This is a genomic window from Methylobacterium sp. 190mf, assembly GCF_900107945.1.
Taxonomy (GTDB): domain Bacteria; phylum Pseudomonadota; class Alphaproteobacteria; order Rhizobiales; family Beijerinckiaceae; genus Methylobacterium.
In genome coordinates, this window is record NZ_FNVI01000050.1 from 1 (window position 1) to 22,308 (window position 22,308).

The window sequence follows — 22,308 nt, forward strand, 5'->3', positions numbered from 1 at the left end:
TTCTCCGTGCGCTGGGCGTCAGAAGTTTTTTCCCAGCGCCTCACGCAGCGTCGCCACGTCGAGCATCGCCTCGGCTAGCAGCTTCTTGAGCTTGCGGTTCTCCTCGTCGAGCGCCTTCAAGCGGCGCGCGTCCGAGATCTCCATGCCGCCGTAGCGCGAACGCCACGTGTAGAACGTCGCATCGCTGATGCCGTGGCGGCGGCAGATCTCAGTGACCGGCAGCCCAGCCTGCTGCTCCTTCAGGATGCCGATGATCTGCTCTTCGCTGAACCGGCTCTTCTTCATCGTCCGTCTCCTGATCGACGGCCTCTAGCTTCAGAATGAGGGCAGATCAGGGGGCAAGGTCACGGTGCCTGCCTCTTCGGCCTTCGCCAACGAGGAGAAGAAGTGCCTTACGTCTCGCCGAAGCCGCTCTGACAGGCTAGCGTCTGAGCGGCGCCTAAACTTGCACATTGCGAGAAAGAGGGTCAGATCTTCGCGACGAGAGATTGCTGATGCAATCAGTCTGTCATGGCCGACCCGGTCGGCAGCGAGTCGTGTTGCCCGCTCGAGCGACAATCCGGCATCCCTCAAGGCCGCGGACGTCAAAGGGGATATCTCATCGCGCAACGGGGGGCGTCCTAGCTCGAGCCAGGTGGCAGCCACGTCGTCGACCAAAGGGGTGAACCGGCTCCGCTGGACATTGTCCTGTGCGATCCGGAGCGAAGGGCCTAGTCCCACGCCCGAGGGCCACTGGCGTTCCCGAGATTGACGGCGCTCCAAAAACTCCTGCTCGTCCTCGGCCTGCCGGAATGCGAACATCACTCCGGGCGCGACCGCAACTGGATCACGACCGAGCGCCTCCGCGATCAACTCACGAAGTTCTGATTGGGCGAAGTACTTCTGGAAGGTGCCGCGCGAGGTGAGGTGTCCATCCCCATGGGACCGCAACCCGTCCGCGGGACGCTGGCCAGTCACCATAGTGGAGACGGCGAGGACGCGGCGCGCGAGGGAGAAGGCTCGGCGGAGGACCTCTATCCGCTCGCCAGGGGCCTCGATCACGTTCAGGACGAAACCTAGATTCACGACCTCGGCCTCTGCGCGTGGCGCGGCTGGCGCGAAGTAGGGATCCCATCCGGAGGCCTCGATTCCGCTTTCTCGTAGGACGCGTATATCGTCGCCCTGACCGCATCCGTAGTCGAAGACCGAGACTTTGTCGGCGATGAAGCCGTGAAGGACGAGCTGCTGCATCGGGGCGGATAGCCGGTTCCGGGCGATGGCCGTGCGGTGACGTGCGATCGGCGCGGCGCGATCGGCCAAGCGATGGCCGATTACCACGACACCTGCCTGCTCCAGGCGCTTCTCCCAGGCGCGTGCGGTACCAATTCGGTGTGGATCAGCGAGTAGGCCGCGCTCGACGATTTGTCGGGTAAGATCTGCGAACAGCTCAACCCGTGGGTCGTTGGCGCCGAGGAGCAGCTCTTTCCGATGGAGGATAGGCGGGTTGTCGCGCTGCGTGTAATCGTCGTGGTCTACGCCGTCGGTTTTAAGGCGCCATGCATGCCGAAGTCGTGGAAAGGCAGCCGTTTCGAAATCCTCGTAGGCGAGGAGCGACACGCCTTTGGTGGTTATCTTGGCCACATTCCAATGCTCGCCGATGCGTTCCCGCGCGGCTTCGATCTGCGCGCGCTCCTCGTCCGCAAGCTCCCCTAGGGCAGATATGTGGACGTAAGCGGCGCCACCAACGCGCTTGCCAACCTTGCGGGGTGATTTGGACCTGCCGGAGCACGACTTGACCTCTTCGTGTCGTAACATCGCCATCTCGGCGGCTCCCACAGGACGGAGAGGATACAGGAGCTGGTGCCTGAGACCCAAAGGCGTGCATGGCTGCCCAGCCTACTTATGGCAGGCTAGGCAGGCCTTAGCAGAGCCGTAGACCTCGTCGAGACTCATCGGGCCGCTCCCCGGACGGAGAGGGTTAATAGGTCTGCGCTGCTCGAGGCGCGCCAGCCGGCGCTCGTGGTCCGCGCGGATCTGAGCGATGCGTTCGGGGCGTCCCAACTCCTCGAGGGATTCACCCTGACTCCAGGTGAACGGCGACCCGTGCTCCACCGCGTTCTTCTCGTAGCGCTTGGCCTCCTCGTAGGCCTCAGGGTGCTCCTCGAGCAACCGGACCCACTCGATCTTCTGCTGGAAGAAGCAGAACGTGCAGCCGGAGCGGGAGCGCCAACGATAGTAGTCGGGCAAGCCAACCCCAGACGCCTCCAGGATGTCGACGACTCCGGCCTTATCGATACCGTGCTCCCGAAAGGGCAGACGAACCGAAAGGTTCTTATGTGTAGAGCTGTAACCCTCGCGGTAGTCCTCGTCGGAGCGGATCGCGACGTAGGATACGACCCGCGTCCCGGCATCGAGATCTGGCCATAGCCAGTCCTCGAACGGCTTGATCTTGAGCTGACGTGTGCACCAGCGCGTCCGAGGCGACGGCAGGAAGTGCTTGTACTGCCGGAGCCAAAAATCGAAGTCGCGGTCCGGGTTGAGGCGCTCGATCGGCTGACCAAGGAATCCCTCGAGGCGGCCGAGGAACTCGTAGACCTCGGGCAGCTCCTTCCCAGTATCGGTGAAGAAGTACTCGAGCGTCAGCTCAGGGTGGTTCTGGCGCATGAACACCGCCAGGGCGGCACTGTCGCGCCCGCCGGACAGACCTAGGACGTGGCGGACCTCGGTCATCGAACGTGCTTCCCGTTTCCATTGGGCTTCTTGCCGGCCGCCATGACGGGGGCATGCGGGAGGACGCCGACGGACATCCCTGTCGGCTCCGACGTGCTCAGCCTCGCTGCAGCCTCTGCGATAGCGGCGAGAGCGATGTCGCGATGGACCCCCGCACTCGAGATCAGGCCCATTAGCTCACGCGCAAGGTCGCGGGCTGCCTCGATTTCCTTCGGGGAGACGTCGAAGGCAGGCACGACCGGCTCTGCGCGCGTCGGACCGCCGATGACGATGGCCATGGAGACCCGCCCTTCGCGGCCCTTAACGTGCGCCACGGCCTCCGCGCGAAGGAACTGCTGCGCGAGCACGGCAATCTCGGCCCGAGCCCGATCGAAGTCGCGATCCACCCAATCCCGGGTGGGCTTGTTGGCGGCCAAACTGGCGATTGCCTCAAGGTCTTCGCGCTCGCCCTCGAACGTCGAGAGCCGCACTGCGAAGGCGTCGAGCCTGAAGTCGCCGGTAAGACCGCGGACGGTAAGCGCCCGCCTCCTGAGCTCCTCTAATGCGCCCGTTCCTTCAGGGGACACGCGCAATTCAGTTAGGAGTCGATTCTCAATATCATTGAGCAGCAGTGGATAGGCATCGACCAACTCCCGCATGCCCTTCGCGACGGCCTCGACGATTTGGGTGGCCTTTGCGTCAGCGCCGCCGCCGAACGCGGTCGGCAGATCGTCGAGGATCAGGCGGTTCGGGTCGTTGGCGTCCTTCACGAGCTTGCGCACGCGCTCCGCGTTGGGCGGGAGCTGGCCCGTCTTAAGTGTCCACGGATGGAGACCGTCGACAACGGCAACGAGCCCGCGCGCCACCGAAATCGGCTCGTTAGCGTCCACTTCCGCTCCGCGCGGCGCCAGCCGCGCCACGACCTCGGACAGTCCAGAGAGAACCGCACGATGTAGAGGTGAGAACTCGGACCAGCGCACCCGCACGGTGTTCGGATCCTGAAGTAGACGGTCGACGTACATCGACCCGAGACGAGACGTGAAGATGCCGTCGAGGTATAGTGAGAGCCGGTCCGCACGGGACAGGCAGAAGGCTGTTGCCAGGATGGGAAGCAGTCCTTCGCGCACGCCGTACGGGGCCTGACGCCAACGCTCGTAGAGCCCCTCCAGGGAGGCCCCCTTCGGGCCAGCTTCCTGGAAGAAGCCGTCTGCCACCCGCCAAAGCCCGGACAAGCGCGCTGCGCTGGTGACCGACGGGTCCACGAAGCGCGCTTTGCGATCGGCGCCTCCGGGTACGTGGAGGCCTGTGCGCTCCAGGAGCGACGCATAAAGCCCCCCTTCAGCCGGCCACCCCTCAATCCCGAGCCGATCCATCGTGGGACTCGACACCATTGCGTTGAGGAGCGCGCGCTGGGCAGCGACAGCATTGCTCGAGGGTTTGGTACGGTTGAGGAGCTCGTTCGGGATGATTGGGCTGAACTCGTACCGTTTGTCCGCAATCGCCGAGGCCAGCACGCTCAAGCGCGCCGGACCGCGGGGCAAGGCCCGCCCCCCGAATTCAATCTCGTTGTCGCTCCACTCCCACTCCGCCGAGACGAGGGCCTCACGCACATGCTCCTGGATCTCCGCGGAAACCAGCGAGATGCGAGCCAGAACCTCGCGGCGTGCGACCTCGTCGCCACGCAACTCCGGACGTTCCGAACGGATCGTCTCGAGAGCGATGAGCTCCGCCGCATGCTCTCGGATTGCCCAGCTATTGCGCGTCCAGCCAATTACGACGGGGTGATCACCTTTTGCGGCCAACGCCTGCTGCACAACCTTCTTGAGGACGCGCGGCTCCTCATTGCGAGTCGCGATGATCAGGAGGAACAAGCCGGCCGCGCCCCCAATCAGGGTGTAGTTCCGCGCTCGCTCCACAGCATCCTCGGCGGCGCAGATGTCCAAGTCGAACCACCGCAGGGCACCGGTCTGGTGGTAATGGCGCTTTGCCAAGATCGGCTGGAGCGCAGCGAGCTCGCGGATACGCCCGAGATTAACACCGATAACCTTGCCGCTAACCTCGCGGACGGCCCTCTCGATATCGAAGTCGCTGCCGGCGAAGATCGCGTACCCATCGAGGTGGCGCTTGTAGATAATGACCGACCACTCGGCGAGGTCGCGCAGGACACGGTCCGTCTCATCCAGCTTGAGGTGGGGTAGGCAGATACGAAGCATCTCCTTGCTGGCGACAAGGCCGGTCCGCTCTTTGAACAGGTCGACGAGCGCGATTGTCTTAAGGACCTCCATGTGAGCCCGGTCACCGCCGCGCGTCTCGCAGCGTGAGACGGCCTCGACGGCGAGCGACCACCGGTGTCCGTCGGGCGAGGACAGAATGGAGGGCTCCAAGTTGGCGCGCAGGTAGGCCCAGAGCTGGACGAGATCGTACGACTGGCCAGAGGACAGAGGTGTCCCTTCAATGAACTCGCGGAAGCCGAACGGCTCGGCCGAGTTAATGAAGCCGAAGATGCTCCTTTGATTTTGGCCGAACCGACGCCGCGAGATCGGGCCAAGGAGGCACGCGGTCGCAGGGTGGAGGGGCCAGCACCGATCCAAAGTTTCGCCGAGGTCCGCCCCGGTGAGGGCCCGGTTGCGCGCGATCACGGCGGCTACGAGCTCGGCGACGCCTCGGTTTGAGGGGGGGCGATTCTGGGTCTCGAGCGCCCGGGCCACGAGCTCGATTTGCTCTTCTCCGGCGACATTGATCGGGATGTCGACGTAGCGTCCCTGGATCTTCAACCACTCGTCGCGCGCCTCGCGCGAGAGGCGGTGGGCGTAGTCGTCGAAGGCCTGGTGGAGGATGCCGACTACAAGCAGATGCCCGTCGCTCCGGCTCGACGCCTCGGCGAGCAACTGGAAGAAGTAGACGTCTCCCTGGGTCGACGCAGCATGCTCAAGAAGCTTGCCCATTTCGTCGATTAAAAGGAGGACCCGCGTCCCGGATTTTTTTGCAGCTGCGACGAGGCCGTCCAGGACACCTTGAGGATCTGCGCTGGTCGCCTTCGTTGGAGCACGCATGCTCGCCATGGCCGAGGTAAGCGCCGAGCAGATCAATGCCTTCGGATCGGTCCGTCGGCCGACGACAGGCAGGACCTCCCAACGCCGGGCATCGTCGCGCAGGAAGCCCTCTAATTTCGTGGACAGGGCCTTCCCGAGGCCTCGCCGCGCCTCGGCGCGAAGATCATTGCCTTCGCCGAGCAGGGCGGCCAAAGCGAGCGCGAGGCTCGACTTCCCGCAGCCGTATGGCCCTGTCCACGTAAAGGCGCCCTGCCCGGCTTCGGCGAACTGCTTGGCCATTCCCAAAAGGGCAGCACCGGCCGATTGTGGGCATACGAAGCCATCCAGGGCCGAAACGTCCTTGTCGGCATCGACGCGGACTGACCGGCGGAACCGGCGGGAGATCCGAACGGCGTCGGACAGCATCTTCTCGCTCATGCCGCCGCTCCCAGGTCCATACTCAAGTACAGCGTTGCGATCAGCCGCTTCTCATCCAAGCCGCGCAGATCGTGGGCGTAGACTTGCCGCAGCCCAGTCGATTCGTCCCAGCGCAACTTCCCCGCGGTGATCTCATCTAGGCGGGCGAGCCGCTCTGAGGTTGCGTCCTCGTCGAGGAGGAAGACACGTCCAGGGGACCCAGGCTCGTGCGCAATCGCCTCCAACGAGAGCTCGCGGCGGGTCGGGTAGAACTCGCGCCAGAAAGCGACGAGCGCATAGGCGAAGACCTGGTCGGGCAGGGTCGTCTTCGGTCCCCGACGAAGTTGGAACGACCCGCTCGCGTCATGTATCTGGACCAGCGACAGCTCGGTAAGGGGGGATTCAAGCCCTCCATCCTCGAAGGCCACACGGCTACCACCGGCTGTTCGCACGGCGTAGGTCCGGATAAAGCAGTCGACATCCCGCTTGAGGGTCATCTCCGTGATGCGCGTCTCGTTGAGGCGCTTGGCTTCGCGCAGCTCGTCGCAGCGGCGCATCAGCCTTTGGCGCAGGAGGTCGCGGCTGAAGAACGGCTCGTTGAACTCATTGAAGGCGTAGTACCAGGTTGCCGCTCTGCCCGGGGTTGACGCCAGATTCCAGTGAATAAGCCAGAGGGAGCCGGGGTGCTCGAGATATGGATCCTGCTCGAGGATTAGTCGACCAATCTGGGTAGGACGTATTTCGCCGAGCCCCTCGTCGTCCCAGGATAGCATTCCAGAGGCGAGTGCCCAATGTCGGATGGATAGAACCATGTTCTTGCCCACACCGAAATCGGAGATCGCCCGCTCGTTATTGAAAATCTGTTTCGTCTCGCCCGGCTTGCTGCGCTCGACCGCGTCGAAGGCCTTCTTCAGCCATCCATAGCGCAGCGGAAATGTCTCGTGTCCTGCGAATTGCAGACGTGCGCCCGTCTCCTCGAACAAGCTTCTCATGGACTTCGCCGCTACTGGATGACACGTCCAGTGGAGGTTATGAGGAGGGGGTAAAAGGGTCAACTGGACGAACGGCCCAGGTGGCGGCCCTCAAGACGGATTTTTCGAGGCGATCAATGCCCTCCTTGCCTCCCGACGCGATCTATCTCGATCATAACGCGTCGACGCCCCTCGATCCGGCTGTCGCGGACGTGATGCATGAATATCTGACCAGATCCTTTGGCAATCCACACTCCTTTGAGCACGCGTTCGGGTGGGCTGCAGGGGAGGCTGTCGAAAAGGCCCGCGGCGAAGTCGCCGCCGCAGTGGGTGCGGATCCGGATGAGGTGGTTTTCGCGTCGGGCGCAACCGAGGCAAACAACATCGCGATCCTCGGCATTTGTCGCGCCCTTCCCCGCGGACGGAGGCGCATCCTCGTGAGCGCGATCGAACACAAGGCAGTTCTAGAGCCTGCCTTTGCAGCCAAGGATCTCTTCGGGGCCGTAGTCGAGATTCTGCCCGTCAATGAGGATGGTATCGTTGACATCCCGGGGCTGCGCCACGCGCTCGAGAAGGGCGTGGGGTTCGTCTCGATTATGCTAATCAACAACGAGATCGGCACCCGACAACCCATAGAAGAGATTGCTTCCGCCTGTCGGGAGGCCGGTGCGATCCTCCACACCGACGCCGCTCAGGCGCTCGCCGTTGAGGATCTCGACGTCCAATCGTTGGGCGTGGATCTAATGAGCCTTTCGTCGCACAAGGCCTACGGTCCGATGGGTATTGGGGCGCTTTACGTCGCACGGGACCTGACGATAAGGCCTGCCCCACTCCTCTTCGGAGGCGGGCAGGAGAATGGCCTCCGCCCGGGAACCGTGCCTACTCCATCATGCGTGGGCTTTGGCGCCGCGTGCTCGCTGCTGATGAACCGCCGAAGCTCCGACCGCGTTCGCCTATCTGCCCTACGGACGCGCCTCTTCGACCGGATTGCAGACGGTGCGCTGTCCGCGACGTTGGTGGGAGATCCGATCCGACGCCATCCCGGCAATCTAAGTATCCGCTTCGCCGGTGTGGAGGCCGAGCGGCTGATCGCCAACCTCCAACCCCGCGTCGCGCTGTCGAGCGGATCTGCCTGCACGTCCGGCACACCGGAGCCCTCCCATGTGCTGACTGCAATCGGCCTCTCCGTTCGGGAGGCCAGGGAGGTGGTGCGCATCGGCCTCGGGAGGTCCACGACGGCGTCCGACGTCGACGCCGCAGCGGCCAACATCGTCCAGGCCGCGGCGGCGTGCGTTGAAGTCTGACGCTTCCGTTTGTCGGATCCGGCCGCACTGACTTCGCCGCCCGATTTCATGAGTAGTGCGCGAAACGCGGCAGGCACTCGCATGCAAGCTCGGCGCGGATGGCGGGCGTCCAAATCGGGTTTCCGAGGTGAGCGTCTGACTCCTCCAAAGGCCCGCGATGCCTGCCTCTCAACCAGCATCTAAACTGTTCATCCCATTACGAAATGGGTACCAAGCCGAGCGCCGGCAGCGCATGCCGTACTGCCTCGGCCACGTAGGACGGCGTGAGATGGGCGTAGTGCTTCTCGGTGACGCGCGTGTCGGCGTGCCCGAGCTGATCGGCGATGACGCGCATTGGCACGCCTTTCATGGCCAGCGCGCTCGCGTAGGTGTGCCGCAGGATGTGAAAGGTGCACGGCGGCTCAAGTCCCGCCCGCGCCGAGGCTTCGATCAGGGGCCGCTGTTGATGTGAGGCTCCCCAGGCTCTACCATCCGTCCGGGAGAAGACCAGCGCGGTTCTCGACCTCTCGGCGGTGAGCGCGGCGAAGAAGGTCGCCCCTTCGTCGCTCAGCGCGATGTGACGCGGCTTGGCTTGCTTCGACTTGGCGATCGTCACTGTGCGCGCCTGCGCGTCGAAGTCGGACGCCCGGATCCGTCCGAGCTCGCCGTAGCGGCACCCAGTGGCCAGCGCGCCGCGCACGAGATCTCGGAAGGGCCCTTCGCAGGCGTCGAGCAGGCGTCGGCATTCGGCGGGGGTCAGATAGCGGATCTTGGCGGCGTCAGCCTCGCGATAGGGCTTCACTCGGCGCCAAGCTTCGTCCGAGTTGGTCTTTCCCTCCTGAAACGCATGGTTGAGCGCGGCCTTCAGGATTGTCAGCACTCGGTTGGCCGTCGCGCGCCGCGCCCGCACAGCATCCGCATCCGTCGCATCGACCGCGGCCAAACGTCGTGTTTCTGCTCCGGACGCGGTTCGGCGCAGCTTTGCCGCCTCAGCGAGGCCATGGTGCCAGTCGCGGATGCGCTTCGTCGTCAGCGCCGTCAATTCGATTGCGCCGAGTGCCGGCAGGATGCGTGCCTCAGCTGCGTAGCGGTCTGCCCGCACCCCCTTCGACCCGCGTTGCTCTCGCGCGGCAAGGTAGTCGGTCAACGCCGTCGCAACCGTCCAGGGAATTTCAACCGCCTCCTCATCGAGGCCAGCGAGCTCGCGCGCTTTCCGACCGAAGTAGACACGAGCCCGCTCCTGAGCCTGAGCAAACGAGAACACGGTCAGGCCGTCAGCATCGCGGTTGTCGTCTGCGGCACCGAGCGCGTCGTAGTGCTGCTTGGCGCCATCACGCATCCGCGCGACCCACGTGCCGCCGTTGGCACCGCGCCGGTAACCGACGGCACAACCGGCCGAGATGACGGTCCAGTAGGGCTCGCGCCGAGCCGCGAGTTTGGCACGCCCTGAACGCGTGTCGAGCTTGGCGTTGCGTACCGTGCGAGCCACGGCGCCCTCCTTGCTTCCGTACGGAAATTGTACGGAAAAGGCGTAGGCGGACGATGGCGAACCCGCAAGGACGAAAGATGCTGCTTACAGAGCGGATTAGGAATTCGCCCACGTTCGCTGCCAGCCGCAGAATGCATTGTTACAGCCCTTTCACGGCGAAAACACGGGTTCGATTCCCGTAGGGCGCGCCAACAAAATCAAGCGCTTGGCTGCATCTGGCGGCCTGCTTAGCTTGTATTGGGAAAAATTCGCGGCGAAATGGCTCCTGCCGTGTACCCGCGGCATGGGTTGTTCCTCATCGCCCTTGGATGCGCAGGCCGATTTCGCTGTTGCGGCCTTGCGCCCACTCTCGCAGCCTGATTTTCACCAACGGGCGGTTGCAGAGGGCCGGTGCAGGGCACCGGTCGAACGGCTTTGTCCCTGACTCTCGGCAATGCGGACGCACTTCTGCTTCCCCGCTCCCGGCTTCAGTCCCTCACGCGGGCGATGACCGCTACCGGGCCGCCGCCATCCGGCCCCTGATGCTCAGCGCCGCCGGAGACGAAGAGGTCCGTCCGGCCGATCGCCGCGGCGGCCACGCCGCCGACCAGGGCGCGGGCGTGCCGGGTGGCGTTGATGTCGCTGTCGTCGTTCATGATGTGGCGCCGTCCCCGGATCAGGCCGTCATGGGAGGGCTCCGCTTTGGCGAGCAGGGCGATCACGCGCTCCGCCTCAGGAGGCGGCAACTGCCCCGCCTCCAGGAAGCCGAGGTCGGTGAGCACCCGCCGAATCGCGGACAGGTCGATGCCGTCGTCCATGACCCGGTGGGCGATGGCGAACGGGCCGGTCCAGCCCTGGGCGTTGCCGAGCACGATGATCTCGTTGCGCATCAGCTCGATCCCCGCCGAGCAACTGGCGCGGCCGGAGAAGAGATCGCGTCGGGTGCCGATGGCGGAATCCGCGAGATGTTCGCGGTCGACCTCTCCGAGGGCGAGCGCGATGCCGAGCGCCGAGGCGCCGCGGGATAAGCCCATCGAGGCGTAGGTGTCGTGTGTGGCGACGCCGTGGCCCCGGGCGGCCGCCTCGGCGATCCGAGCGCTCGTCAGGAGCGGACACTTCACCTGCACGAAATGCACGTCCGCGGGATCAGTGAGCCCCGCCTCTGCCATGGCCCGGCCGACCGCCGCCGCAGTCGCCTCGACCTGCGCCATCCGGCCGATCTCCTCCGCGCGGAACTCCTGGGTGAAGGCCGTGCCGATGGCGAGCGCCTTGCCCTCCGGCACCGCGGGGCCTTCACGCCGGGCGAGGACGAGGAAGTGCGGCGACAGCCCGCCTTCGGTGCCGCCGGACATGACGAGGGCGATCCGCGCTCCGACCTCCGCCGCCGTACAGCCGAGGGCGGTGGCGAGCGCCGTCTCCAGGGCCATCACCGCGAGCTGCCGGGTGAAGTCATTCACGCAGCCGTTGCCCTCGGTCTTGCCGAAGATCGCGACGATCTCGGTCGCGTCCACCGCCCCGGAGCCGACGAGGCCCATCACCTCGGAGACGTCGGCGGGATGCTGCGCGGGCACGCGGAAGACGAGGCATTCGGGCATGGGGGAACCGGGGTGGAACAAGAAGGGGCGCCGCCCTTCCATTGGGGCGATCCCGTCGTCTGTCCGCGTCCAGCGACGACAGAAACCGGCACGATCGGGTGGCCATCAGGGGCAAGCACAGACCGGACCATATTCGGAAAATCCCCGAGCCTTCTACCGCGCGGGAGAAGCAACGCGTTGATCGGCTCCCGACGCCGAACCAGCAGGATGGCCCAATCTGTGGTAGAAGCAGATCGTCTCTAGACCACTCCATGCCGCCGTTCCGGTAGCGACCCTGGCTGTGTCGAAACCTCGATGGTGGTAGCTTTGTCCGGCACGCCCGAGGGGCGGCATGGAACGGTTCGTTGTCGGCGCCGAGCGCGATCAGACGACGCTGTTCCCGCCTTATCTCGAAGATCGGATCGCCGAGGACAACCCTGTCCGGGTCGTCGATGCCTTTGCTGCCTCCAGGGGCACCCAAACGGAAAGGTGGCTCAGGGACCGAGAGGCGTGAGGCTACGAGCTACACCGCGTCTTCGCGGGCGCTACCGGCCTCCCGTCCCAGGCGAACCATGACCTCCCGCAGCCAGCGATGGGCGGGATCGCGGTCATAGGAGGCGTGCCACAGCATGGAGATGACGATCTCCCCGGTCGGCACCGGGACGGGGCTCGTCGCCAGGCCGAGTTGGGTCGCGAAGGTGGTGGCCAGCTCGTCGGCCATCGTGGCGATCAAGGGCGCGGCCTGCACGTGAAACGGCACGGTGGCGAAGCGCGGCGTCGTCGCCGCCAGCCTCCGCGTCCGGCCCACCTTCGCGAGCGCCTCGTCCACCACCCCCGGGCCGACGCCGGTCAGGTACGTCAGGATGTGCGGGAAGCGGACGAAGTCGTCGAGCGAGAGCGGACCGCTCACGCCGAGCAGCCGGGGATTGAACAGGCTCAGGAAGCCGAAGCGATAGAGCGGCCGGACCTTGTGGTGGACCTGGCCCTCGGAGATCATGCCGACGGCCATGTCGATCCTGTCGGCGTCGAGGTCCCGCAGCACGCTCCCGTAATCGAGGCCGACCAAGTGCAGGCGGATGCCGGGCGCCTCGCATGCGAGGAACGCGAGCAGGCGCGGGATGAGACGTACCTCGACGCTGCCGGGGATGGCGAGCGTGAAGGACCGCTCGACCTGCGAGGGGACAAAGTCGTCCTCCCGGAGGACGACGCCCTGGAATTGGCGCAGGGCGGCGCGGACCGGCTCGATGAGGGCGAGCGACCGCGGTGTCGGGCGCATGCCGTCCGGCGTGCGCGTCAGGAGCTCGTCGCCGAGGAGCCTGCGCAGGCGGGCAAGGCTGCTGCTCATGGCGGATTGCGTGATGCCGACCTTCGCGGCAGCGCGCGTGACGCTGCTCTCGGTGAGGAGTGCGTCCAGCGCCACGACCAAGTTCAGGTCGATGCCCGCGAGGTCACGGTGCTTGATCGTCATGGTCAGGTCCGCCGGTGGCTCGCGACCAGGGTCTCGGCGACCGGACAATGCGGCATCCGACCGAGCGGGACCATCAGACTTCCGAGCCGCATCGGCCGCGCCATCGCGGCCGTCCAAGCCGGCCCATCATTTACGGCGTAGATACCGGGTATCAACCGCATCTGTTTGATGAATGCGCCTCCCGGCAGCATCTCCTCCTCATCGAGAGACGGGCCACCCCGTCACACCGAGAGGATCGAGAGATGACCCACCCTACCATCACCCTCACCGCCGCCCTGACGATGACCGTGGCGTCCCTCCTGCCGGCCGTCGCGTCGGAGGTGACCCTCGACACCGCCGCGCACGGGGCCTTCTCCGTCCCCGCCGTCATCGGCGCGGCCCACCATACGCCGGGTCTCGCGCTGAGCGCCGCCGACGTCCGTGCGCAGGGTGGTCTCCTCGTACCGGCCCTCACGCGCTGGCAGGAGGCTCGGCCGGCCATCGCCTCCGTCGAGCCCTTCAAGGCGCCCGCCACCATCACCGTGGCCTATCGGAGCCGAGACGTCGCGACGCATGCCGCGCAGGTCCTCAAGCAGGGGGGCTTCGCGACCGCGGGCGTCGTCCGGTGGCTGCCCGACGCGCCTGTTGCGGTCGAGGCCAACACGAACACGGTCAAGCTTGGGTCGCTTGAGGCCATGAACTGAGCGAGCACTCGGACAGGCCGAGGACGAGCAGTCGAGGCCCGCCCGGCGAGCCGCCCGCTGCATGAAGTCAGGAGATCAGATCATGTCCGACCACTTCGCGTCGACCGAAATCGCGGTCGAGCACGTCACCCTTTCCTCGGCCAAGTCTTTCGAGGCGGTCCGATCCGCCTTGGAGGCTTCGGTGCCCGTCATCGACCTCGATTACGCCACGCTCCTGAAGGCTGGACGAGTGGACGAGGCGCGCGACCTCCTCGAACGGCAGGCGCCGCTCTCGATCTTCGGCTCCCGAGACCATGGCGACGTGCTGCTCACCGCCGGGTTGAGCCGCAAGGCCGTCCAGTACGACATCGGCAACCCGCTGACGGCCGCGTCGATGACCCGGCACGCCGTTTCTGCCGCCTTGTACGCGCCGATCCGGGTGCTTCTGCGTGAGGATTCCGAGGGTGGCGTCGCCTTCGAGTACGACCGCCCGGTCAGCACCTTCGGCCAGTTCGCGAATCCGCAGGTCGACCGCGTCGCTGGCGAACTCGATGAACTGCTTCGGAGCACGCTCGCCGCGGCCGTCGCGTGAGGTGAGGCGCTCGAGAACGCCGCGGATCGGGGCCGAGTGTCTCCGTTCCGCGGGGCGCGCCGTGACGCGGCAGCTCTGTTCCACGCGCGGTTCCGACGCTTGTTCGGCTTCACGGCAGCTTCGGCCGCGACCAGACCCTTTCAGAGCCACCCCTCCGAGACGTTCGAGCGGTCGTTCGGTGGTGACAGAGGCTGGCTGATCGAAGGCAACCCGCTCGCGGCCGAGCAGAGCAGGAACAGACGCGCGTTTGATACGTCTCAGAACCGGAGGAATCGCCGGAAGCGGGCGATGTTCACGAGCGACACGAGGGACGAGGCCACGTAGGTGAGGGCTGCGGCGCGCAGTACGGTGCGGGCGCCACGCATGTCGTCAGCGTCGAGGAAGCGGCCCGTTTCCAGGATGGGCAGAGCCCGCCGGTAGCTCGCATCGAGCTCGACGGGCAGCGTCAAGAGGTGAAACACGAGGCGAACGCTGAGGAGCGCGATGCCGAACCCGACCTGCAGGGTGAGCAGGGCGGGGGATTTGATGACGGCGAGCATGATGGGCGCGGTCATCATCACCAAGCCTGCGGCAAGCTCGAAGCCCTGCACGATTGGCGCGAAGGTCACCCGCGCCGCGAGCAGCCGGTCCCCCGCCGCGTGCTGGAGCGCGTGGGAGACCTCATGTGCCGCCACCGCGACCGCCGTGATGGAGCGACCCTCATGGTTCTCCGGCGACAGGCGCACGACGTTCGCGACTGGATCGTAGTGGTCGGCCTGCGCGATCTCGACGGGAACGTGCTCGAGCCGTGCCAGGTCGAGCAGATGGCGGGCAAGCTCGCCGCCGGTCCCGGGCAGGTCCGGCCTCTCGGTGGCGTGTTGCCGCATCACCCGGCGCACCCACCACTGGGGGCCGAACACGAGACCGAACAGCAGGGCGGCGCCGAGCGCCAGGAGGATCGGCATACCGGGTATGTAGGCGCGGGGCCGAATCCGCGGAAGCGCGGCGCTGGCTCGACCGCTGGAGCCACAGTCGTGGATCGACCGGTGGCTGAGGCGTTCGCGCTTCGGCCGTCCGGCGGGTCACCGCGGCGGTCGACGAGGTGCGCGCGGCGTCGAGCGGTGGCCAGTCCGAGCTCGATCAGGGGCGCACGGCCGGCGTCTCCAGCGGCAGCGGCGCGGCGCGCGTCGCGAGGTAGAGTTCGAGCGCAACATAGTCCGGCGCGCCGTACCCGAAGGGCTCGGCGCGCATGCCGGTGAGGCAGTTGCGCAGGCGCCGTTGCAGCGAGCCGAGACCTTGCCATTCGAGGCGGTAGAGCGGGTAGCCGGTCGGGTGTCCCTGCGGGATCATCGCTGCGCCGAGGCGGTGACCCCGATGGTCGTCGTGGCAGATGGCGCAGGACAGGCCGAGCTGGCCCTGGCGCGTCTCGAACAGCGCGCGACCCGCCGCCCGCGCGGGCTCGAGCCGGGGATCGTCCGGCGGAGCGATCGGCAGCCCGCGGGACTGCGCGGCGACGAAGGCCGTGAGCGCCAGCAGGTCGGGGCTCTCGTAGGCGAGGGCCTCGGCGCCCTGATGCTCGCGGCGGCACGCGTTGACGCGAGACTGGAGGTCGATGGGCCTGCCCGTCCGCGCGTCCCAAGCGGGATAGCGTGCCGCGACGCCCCGCATCGTGGACGAGGCCTCGCCGTGGCAGCCGGCGCAGGCGAGTCCCCCGGAGATGGGCGCCTTCGCCCAGAGGTCCTCCCCGTCCGCGACCGCGAGCATGCCGGGATTGGCCCCGTCGTCCCGCTGCATCGCCTGGATCTCGGGGCTCATCTGGTCGAAGCCCGAGCGTCGCTCGGCCGGCGGGACCGGCTCCGACCGCGCGAGAGGGCTGGTGAGGAGCAGCGCCACGAGCGCCGTCTGCAGCGGGGAGCCCGAGCGGCGCGGCACGGCGGAGACTCAGGCCACGGTGATCGCCGCGGATTCGGTCTGATCGAAGCCGCCATCGCCGCGCCACGTGAAGCTGAAGCGGCCGCTGCGCGTCGCGACCCAGGTGAAGGTCAGGTAGGGGTTGGCCGCCGAAGCGGGAAACAGCTCGGCCCGGAAGATCTCCTCGTCCTCGAAGCGGCAGACGAAGTCCGTCACGATGTTGCGCGGCAGGATCCGGCCGTCGGCGCCGGGGCGGAAGCCCGTCTCCATCGGGTGCGAGATCAGGGTCCTGATCGTGATCGTGTCGCCGGGCTCGGCGGTCTTCGGCAGGTTGATCAGCGTGCGGGCCATCGGGGTCAGCCCTCCAGGCAGGCGGCGAGGGTCACGATGGCATCGGCGCTCGCCGACCAGTAGGTCCCGTCGCTCATCTCGGCGATGGCGGTGATGCGCTGCGTGTCGGCGAGCCGGATGCGTGTCGAGACCTGCGCGCGGCCGGCGCCCGGCCGCAGGTGGACCGTCACGACGTTCGGCTGCGGGTTCCTCTCGTTGAACACCCCGATCCGGCGCACGTGATCCTCGGGCGTCATCGCGCTCTCGACGGCGACGGTGAGCGGCACCGTGTTGCCGTTCTCCACGAGCGGCGGCAGGTCGAGGGTCACCCGGCCCGGTCGGATCGGGTTGTCACCCGCGAAGCGTCGGATGGCGGATTCCGTCGTTTCCGTGCGCGGGAGCGTCGCCGCGGCGGCGGGGCGCAGCGCGACGGCGAGCGCGGTGCCGACCGCCCCGGCGAGCACGCCGCGCCGGTCCATCGAACGCGCGCTCCGTCTCCTGTGCCTGCTCATCGACCTTCCTCGGGACCCGCCTCGCGCAGCGTCGCCAGGAAGGCGACGACATCCTCGATCTCGGCCGCGCTCAGGATCGGCCGCCCCTGCCACGGCCGCCCCACGCGGGTGAGCCCTGTCAGGCTATAGTACGGTGGCATGATCGTCTCCGGGTTCAAGACCCGTCCGTCCACCAGCCGCAGGCGCAGCTGACCCGAGCCCAGCCGCCCGCCGACGCCCGCGAGATCCGGGGCGAGGTTGCCCTGGAACCGCTCCTCCGGGAAGGGCCCGGTATGGCAGAGAAGGCAGAGCCCGCGGGTCCGGTCCACGACGATGGCCCGGCCGCGCGCGGCATCGCCCGGTGCGCCGGTCAGGCTCTCGGGGATGGCGTCGCCGACGATCGCGGTGGGGACCAGGCCCTCCCCGGCCTGCGCCGGCGGGGCGGCGACTGCCAGCACGAGCATGGCTGCCACGCGGCCTTCCCTCATCCGAACACGTCCCGGGTGATCGTCCGGTACCAGCTCTCGCCGTAGGCCGCCTCCTGCGCGCGCACCGCGTCGGGCGCGTCGAGGGGGCTGATGCCGCCGGCTCCCGGAACGTCCGCCAGGAGGCCGTCGGTCGGGCGGAAGACGCCCGCGATCGAGATGCCGTTGCCCGGTGCGACGAGGCTCCAGCAGGTGTTGATGAGCCTCGGGCTCTCGGGCTCCCGTCCGGCCATCAGGTCGATCACCGCCTGCGCGCAGACTTTGGCCTGCGCGTTCGCCGAGAAGGCGGATTTCGGCATCGCCCCTGCGATCGCCGCGTCGCCGATGACATGGATGCCCGGCACGAGGCGCGATTCGAAGGTCACCGGATCGATCGGGCACCAGCCGCTGCGGTCGGCGCAGCCGGCCTGCGCCGCGATGGGGCCGGCGCGTTGGGGCGGGATGATGCACGCCACATCGGCCTTGTACTCGGCGAAGTCCGTGCGAACGACCATCGCGGCGGCGTCGACTTCCGTGACCGCACCGCCCGAGGCGAGCGGCACGTATTCGAGCACGTCCGGGTACAGCTTCGCCCAGGCCGCCTCGAACAGTTTCTGCTTCGAGAACGTGTCCTTGGCGTCGAGCAGGACGAGCTTCGCCTTCGGCTTCCGGGTCTTCAGGAAATGCGCGATCAGGCTCGCGCGCTCGTAGGGGCCGGGCGGGCAGCGATACGGGTTGGCGGGTGCCGAGAGGACCACCGTGCCGCCCTCCGGCATGGCCTCGAGCTGGCGGGCGAGGAGCACCGTCTGCGCCCCGGCCTTCCAGGCATGGGGCATCGCCTCGGCGGCCTTCGCGTCGTAGCCCGGCACGGCGTCGAAGCGCAGCGCGATGCCCGGCGAGAGCACCAGGCGGTCGTAGGGCAAGACTGTGCCGTCGCCGAGCGTCACCCGGCGCGCCACAGGGTCGACCGCATCCGCCGTTCCGCGCACGAAGCGGAGCCGAGCCCGGCCGAGGGCCTCGTAGCCGAAGGTCTGGGCCTCGATCCCGCGCAGGCCAACGACGACCGCGTTGCTGCCCGTGCAGGCGACATAGCGCTCGGCCGCCTCGACCAGGGTCACGTCGACGCCGCCCGCGGCGAGGCAGCGCGCCGCCGTGGCACCCCCGAACCCGGCGCCCACGACCACGACGCGCGGCGCTGTGCCACCGAGGGCCGGGCGCGCCAGCGCGGCGGCCGCGGCTCCGCCGATCAGGGCGCGGCGGGTCGTAGAAGGAGCGCGCATCACCGCGATCCCTGCGCCGCGAACCAGGCGGCGATGGCCTGGCTCTCCTGCGCGCCGAACCCCTTGGCGATGCGGTTCATGAGCGTCGCCGGGCGCGCGCCGGTCCGGAAGGCCTCGAGGGCGCCGACGATCTCGGCTTCCGGCCGCCCCGCGAGCACGCCCATCGCGGAGCCCTCGGCGTGGCATCCGGTGCAGGACGAGGCGCCGGGCGGCGGCCGCATCTCGGCGGCGCACGCGCCCGTTCCCCCGGCGAGGGCGGCGAGGGCGGCGAGCAGCGCGAGCGCCGGCGTCATCGCCCTCATGCCCGGCGGAGATCCGTGTCCTTCAGCGGAAGCTGGCGGACGCGCTTGCCGGTCGCAGCGAAGATCGCGTTGAGCACGGCCGGCGCGGCGACCGCGATCGTCGGCTCGCCGACACCGCCCCAGAAACCGCCGGACGGCATCAGGATGGCCTCGACCGCCGGCATCGCGTCCATCCGCATCACGGGATAGCTGTCGAAGTTCGTCTGCTCGATGCGCCCGTCCTTCACCGTGCAGGCGCCGTACAGCGCGGCCGAGAGACCGTAGACGAAGGAGCCCGCCACCTGCGCGTCGATCTGCTGCGGGTTGACCGCGTGGCCGGGGTCGGTCGCCGCCACGATACGGTGGATCTTCAGCTCGCCCCGGTCGGAGACCGAGACCTCGGCCGCGCCCGCGACGTAGCTCCCGAACCCCATCGTCTGGCAGATGCCGCGGTAGACCCCCTCGGGCGGCTTGCTGGCCCATCCGATCCGCTCGGCCACCGCCTGCAGCACGGCCCGGTGCTTCGGGTGGTTGTCCATCAGCTTCAGCCGGAAGGCGAGCGGGTCCTGGCCGGCGGCGTGGGCCAGCTCGTCCATGAAGCATTCGAGATAGATGGCGTTCGGGTTCAGGTTCACGCCCCGCCAGAAGCCCGGCAGGATGTGCGGGTTGCGCATCGCGTGGTCGACCAGGATGTTGGGGATCGTGTAGCCGATCGCGGCCTCCGGACCTCCGGGGTTGAGACCCTGGAAGGTGACCGGGTCGCGGCCCTCGACCATGCGCTGGGGGGCGACCGAGGCCAGGATCGACTGGCCGGAGATGCGCATGTGCAGGCCGGTCAGGTTGCCGTCCCCGTCGAGGGCGGCGCGCATCCGGCACTGCGTGACCGGGTGGTACCGGCCATGCGTCATGTCCTCCTCGCGGGTCCAGATCAGCTTGACCGGCGTGCCCGGCATCTCCCTAGCGATGAGCACCGCCTGACGCACCCAGTCGTGCGTGGCGCCGCGCCGGCCGAAGCCGCCGCCGAGATGGATCTTGTAGACCTCGCACGACGTGGCCGGCAGCCCGGCGGCGTCGGCGGTCGCGGCCAGAGCCGCCTCGCCGTTCTGCGTCGGCGTCCAGACCTCGCAGCGCTCCGGCGTCCAGAGCGCGGTGGCATTCATCGGCTCCATCGTGGCGTGATTCTGGAACGGTACGCCGTAGACGGCCTCCACCACCTTGGCGGCGCCCTTGAGGGCGCCGGCCACATCGCCGGCCTTGTTGCCGACGAAGGCCTGCTCGGCGTCGAGTCCCTCGCGCAGGGTCGCCGCGATGGTCTCGCTGGAAACCGTCGCGTTCGGTCCCTCGTCCCAGGCGACCGGCAGGGCGTCGAGGGCGGTCTTGGCGCGCCAGAACGTGTCGGCCACCACCGCGACCGCGCTGTCGCCGACCTGGAGCACTCTTCGGACACCGGGCATGCCCGACACAGCCGCGGCGTCGAAGCTCCTCACGCTGCCGCCGGTCACCGGACAGTCGCGGATCGCGGCGTTGAGCAGGCCGGGCAGCTTGAGATCGATCCCGTAGACCTGGCTGCCGTCGAGCTTGGGCAGGGTGTCGAGCCGCTTCAGCGGCTTGCCGGCGATGGTCCAGTCCTTCGGATCCTTGAGCACCACGTCCTTCGGCGGCTCGATCCTGGCCGCCTCCGCGGCGACGGCGCCGTAAGTGATGCTGCGGCCGGAGGGGCCGTGGGTGATCACGCCCCGCTCGACACGGCACTCGGCGGCGGGTACGCCCCAGCCCTTCGCGGCGGCGGCAACGAGCATCGTGCGGGCGGCGGCGCCGCCTCTTCGCACGTACTCGTGAGAGTCGCGCACGCCGCGGCTGCCGCCAGTCGAGTAATCACCCCAGACGCGCTTGCGGGCGAGGTTCTGGCCCGGGCTCGGATACTCGGTGGTGACCCTGGCCCAGTCGCAGTCGAGCTCCTCGGCGACGAGTTGCGCGAGGCCGGTGAGCGTGCCCTGGCCCATCTCCGAACGGGCGATGCGAATGACCACGGTCTCGTCCGGCTTCACCACGACCCAGGCATTGACCTCCGGCGCGGTGGGCGCCGCGTCGAGGGTTGCAGCCCGTGCGGGGAACGGGATGTGGAAGCCGAGGGTGAAGAGACCGGCGCTGGCGAGCAGCGTGCGGCGGCTGGGGCGGGCAGCCTTCGGGGAGGCCTTGGATTCGAGGCTCATCTGCTCGTCCCCCGTCAGCCGGACTGGCCGCGCTCGGCGGCGATCTTGATGCCGGCGAGCACACGGTTGTAGGTGCCGCAGCGGCAGATGTTGGTGATCTCCTGGCGGATCTGCTCCTCGCTCGGACGCGCGTTCTGCGCCAGCAGCGCCGCCGAGGCCATGATCATCCCGGGCTGGCAGAAGCCGCATTGCGGCACGTCGAGCTCGGCCCAGGCTTGCTGGACCGGATGGCGGGCATCCGGCGCTAGCCCCTCGATCGTGACGATCTTCTGCCCCGCCTCGATCGCCGAGAGCGGCACGGAGCAGGAGCGGACGGCCGCCCCGTCGATATGCACGGTGCAGGCACCGCATTGGGCGATGCCGCAACCGTACTTGGTGCCGGTCAACCCGATCTGCTCGCGGATGACCCAGAGGAGCGGGGTGTCAGGCTCGGCATCGACCTCACGCACGACGCCGTTGACGTTCAGTCGTGCCATCTGACCCCTCTCCCGAACGAGATTATGTATCCAGTATCCCCAAAGCGGGGGAGGCCTCAAGGGAGGGCGTGAGCGACCGTCGGCAGCAGCCATCCGGCGCTCGGACAGGTCGACGTCTGCGACCTGAGGGCGCCAAGGCTCTCGGAGCCAAAAGCGTGACCTCTCCTGCCATCGAACCGACTTCCCGCAGATCCCGGCCGCCGTCAGCTGGATCGGAACCGAGCACCGAGCCGTGGCCGCTGGCCTGACGCTGTTCTCCGAGCGGATCGACGCGCATCCTCCCAGCCACACGCCTCTGCTCGACACCTTCAACGATGCTTCGCGTACATCTGAAGACCATCATCCACCGCGAGACGATGTCCGCTTCTGGGATACCGGCGCTGATCGCCGAATGGCCGTGACGGGCGCCAAGCCGAATGTCCGGTTCTGCGCCAAACGACAATTCGGCGTGACGTAGTCTGGCCGTAAGCGGAATGGCAGCTTCAGGGATGGCTAGAGCGTTTTCGGTTTGGGCTGAGTCGGGTTGGTAGGGTTCACGCGGCGCTGGGAGGCTGATTCACTCAGGCCGGTCGACAGCCGGAGTGATGCATGGGCCGCCCCTACAGCTTGGGCCTGCGCGAGCGGGTGGTGACCGCGGCTGCGGCGACCTCGCGCCGTCAGGCGGCCGCCCGCTTCGGGGTCGGCCAAGCAACCGCGATCCGCTGGATGGCGGCGCTCGCCGCGACTGG

General features: G+C 67.7%; 21 protein-coding genes and 2 pseudogenes. 6 read left to right on the top strand and 17 right to left on the bottom strand.

From position 1 onward, the window contains the following. Window positions 1-27: 27 nt before the first annotated feature. From C4T42_RS30215 to C4T42_RS30235, 5 genes and pseudogenes are all read right to left on the bottom strand, one after another. Window positions 28-285, bottom strand: a pseudogene (locus tag C4T42_RS30215) (transposase); the annotation flags it as partial. Window positions 286-315: 30 nt separating this feature from the next. Next, window positions 316-1,800 (bottom strand): DNA phosphorothioation-associated putative methyltransferase, encoded by a 1,485-nt coding sequence (locus C4T42_RS30220; protein ID WP_103986461.1) that lies wholly within the window; start codon window positions 1,798-1,800, stop codon window positions 316-318. Between the two features lie 75 nt (window positions 1,801-1,875). Then, window positions 1,876-2,709 (bottom strand): phosphoadenosine phosphosulfate reductase family protein, encoded by an 834-nt coding sequence (locus C4T42_RS30225; protein ID WP_103986462.1) that lies wholly within the window; start codon window positions 2,707-2,709, stop codon window positions 1,876-1,878. Further along, the gene (locus C4T42_RS30230; RefSeq protein ID WP_103986463.1) at window positions 2,706-6,158 is read right to left on the bottom strand and encodes an ATP-binding protein; all 3,453 of its coding nucleotides are present in this window, start codon (window positions 6,156-6,158) and stop codon (window positions 2,706-2,708) included. The genes C4T42_RS30225 and C4T42_RS30230 overlap by 4 nt, the downstream gene beginning before the upstream one ends. Beyond that, a complete protein-coding gene (locus C4T42_RS30235; protein ID WP_103986464.1) occupies window positions 6,155-7,129 on the bottom strand; it encodes a DUF4007 family protein in 975 nt (324 codons plus the stop codon). Before C4T42_RS30235 ends, C4T42_RS30230 begins: the two co-directional genes overlap by 4 nt. Window positions 7,130-7,209: 80 nt before the next feature. Here C4T42_RS30235 and C4T42_RS30240 point away from each other — a divergent pair, with 80 nt between their 5' ends. Continuing rightward, the gene (locus C4T42_RS30240) at window positions 7,210-8,412 is read left to right on the top strand and encodes a cysteine desulfurase family protein (protein ID WP_210202160.1); all 1,203 of its coding nucleotides are present in this window, start codon (window positions 7,210-7,212) and stop codon (window positions 8,410-8,412) included. A 196-nt stretch (window positions 8,413-8,608) separates the two neighbouring features. Here the strand turns inward: C4T42_RS30240 and C4T42_RS30245 are convergent, their stop codons facing one another. Beyond that, window positions 8,609-9,880 carry a site-specific integrase gene (locus C4T42_RS30245; protein WP_103986466.1) on the bottom strand — a complete coding sequence of 424 codons (1,272 nt, stop codon included), beginning with the start codon at window positions 9,878-9,880 and terminating at the stop codon, window positions 8,609-8,611. Between the two features lie 467 nt (window positions 9,881-10,347). Next, window positions 10,348-11,454: a ring-opening amidohydrolase gene (locus C4T42_RS30250; RefSeq protein ID WP_165923146.1), complete on the bottom strand. Its 1,107-nt coding sequence runs from the start codon at window positions 11,452-11,454 to the stop codon at window positions 10,348-10,350. A gap of 331 nt (window positions 11,455-11,785) precedes the next feature. On the opposite strand from C4T42_RS30250, the gene C4T42_RS32195 reads away from it, so the two are divergent. After that, window positions 11,786-11,947, top strand: a complete 162-nt coding sequence (locus C4T42_RS32195; protein WP_020095594.1) for a hypothetical protein — start codon at window positions 11,786-11,788, stop codon at window positions 11,945-11,947. Between the two features lie 9 nt (window positions 11,948-11,956). On the opposite strand, the gene C4T42_RS30255 is transcribed toward C4T42_RS32195, so the two are convergent. Beyond that, on the bottom strand, window positions 11,957-12,901 hold the full coding sequence (locus C4T42_RS30255; protein WP_103986468.1) for a LysR family transcriptional regulator: 945 nt from the start codon (window positions 12,899-12,901) through the stop codon (window positions 11,957-11,959). A gap of 242 nt (window positions 12,902-13,143) precedes the next feature. On the opposite strand from C4T42_RS30255, the gene C4T42_RS30260 reads away from it, so the two are divergent. Together C4T42_RS30260 and C4T42_RS30265 are read left to right on the top strand one after the other, a co-directional pair. Further along, window positions 13,144-13,584: a hypothetical protein gene (locus tag C4T42_RS30260; RefSeq protein ID WP_103986469.1), complete on the top strand. Its 441-nt coding sequence runs from the start codon at window positions 13,144-13,146 to the stop codon at window positions 13,582-13,584. Between the two features lie 82 nt (window positions 13,585-13,666). Continuing rightward, window positions 13,667-14,155 carry a DUF302 domain-containing protein gene (locus tag C4T42_RS30265; protein ID WP_103986470.1) on the top strand — a complete coding sequence of 163 codons (489 nt, stop codon included), beginning with the start codon at window positions 13,667-13,669 and terminating at the stop codon, window positions 14,153-14,155. 257 nt (window positions 14,156-14,412) lie between these two features. Here the strand turns inward: C4T42_RS30265 and C4T42_RS30270 are convergent, their stop codons facing one another. The 9 genes from C4T42_RS30270 to C4T42_RS30310 form a co-directional block, all read right to left on the bottom strand. Continuing rightward, a complete protein-coding gene (locus tag C4T42_RS30270; RefSeq protein ID WP_103986471.1) occupies window positions 14,413-15,099 on the bottom strand; it encodes a zinc metallopeptidase in 687 nt (228 codons plus the stop codon). Between the two features lie 175 nt (window positions 15,100-15,274). After that, on the bottom strand, window positions 15,275-16,027 hold the full coding sequence (gene soxA / locus C4T42_RS30275; protein ID WP_244603324.1) for a sulfur oxidation c-type cytochrome SoxA: 753 nt from the start codon (window positions 16,025-16,027) through the stop codon (window positions 15,275-15,277). A gap of 48 nt (window positions 16,028-16,075) precedes the next feature. Next, window positions 16,076-16,396, bottom strand: coding sequence for a thiosulfate oxidation carrier complex protein SoxZ (locus C4T42_RS30280; protein WP_020095601.1), 321 nt, complete (start codon window positions 16,394-16,396; stop codon window positions 16,076-16,078). Between the two features lie 5 nt (window positions 16,397-16,401). Then, window positions 16,402-16,854, bottom strand: a complete 453-nt coding sequence (locus tag C4T42_RS30285) for a SoxY-related AACIE arm protein (protein WP_056531344.1) — start codon at window positions 16,852-16,854, stop codon at window positions 16,402-16,404. Window positions 16,855-16,883: 29 nt separating this feature from the next. Further along, window positions 16,884-17,330, bottom strand: a complete 447-nt coding sequence (gene soxX, locus C4T42_RS30290) for a sulfur oxidation c-type cytochrome SoxX (RefSeq protein WP_234083010.1) — start codon at window positions 17,328-17,330, stop codon at window positions 16,884-16,886. A 20-nt stretch (window positions 17,331-17,350) separates the two neighbouring features. Next, a complete protein-coding gene (locus tag C4T42_RS30295; RefSeq protein ID WP_181049256.1) occupies window positions 17,351-18,610 on the bottom strand; it encodes an NAD(P)/FAD-dependent oxidoreductase in 1,260 nt (419 codons plus the stop codon). Further along, entirely contained in the window at window positions 18,610-18,912 is a 303-nt protein-coding gene (locus C4T42_RS30300) for a cytochrome C (protein ID WP_103986473.1), read from the bottom strand. The genes C4T42_RS30295 and C4T42_RS30300 overlap by 1 nt, the downstream gene beginning before the upstream one ends. Continuing rightward, entirely contained in the window at window positions 18,909-21,104 is a 2,196-nt protein-coding gene (locus C4T42_RS30305; protein WP_103986474.1) for a molybdopterin cofactor-binding domain-containing protein, read from the bottom strand. Before C4T42_RS30305 ends, C4T42_RS30300 begins: the two co-directional genes overlap by 4 nt. 14 nt (window positions 21,105-21,118) lie before the next feature. Continuing rightward, a complete protein-coding gene (locus tag C4T42_RS30310; protein WP_042675721.1) occupies window positions 21,119-21,580 on the bottom strand; it encodes a (2Fe-2S)-binding protein in 462 nt (153 codons plus the stop codon). Window positions 21,581-21,812: 232 nt separating this feature from the next. On the opposite strand from C4T42_RS30310, the gene C4T42_RS31725 reads away from it, so the two are divergent. Further along, the gene (locus C4T42_RS31725; protein ID WP_128083449.1) at window positions 21,813-22,037 is read left to right on the top strand and encodes a hypothetical protein; all 225 of its coding nucleotides are present in this window, start codon (window positions 21,813-21,815) and stop codon (window positions 22,035-22,037) included. Between the two features lie 131 nt (window positions 22,038-22,168). Beyond that, window positions 22,169-22,308 (top strand): annotated as a pseudogene (locus C4T42_RS30315) (IS630 family transposase); the annotation flags it as partial.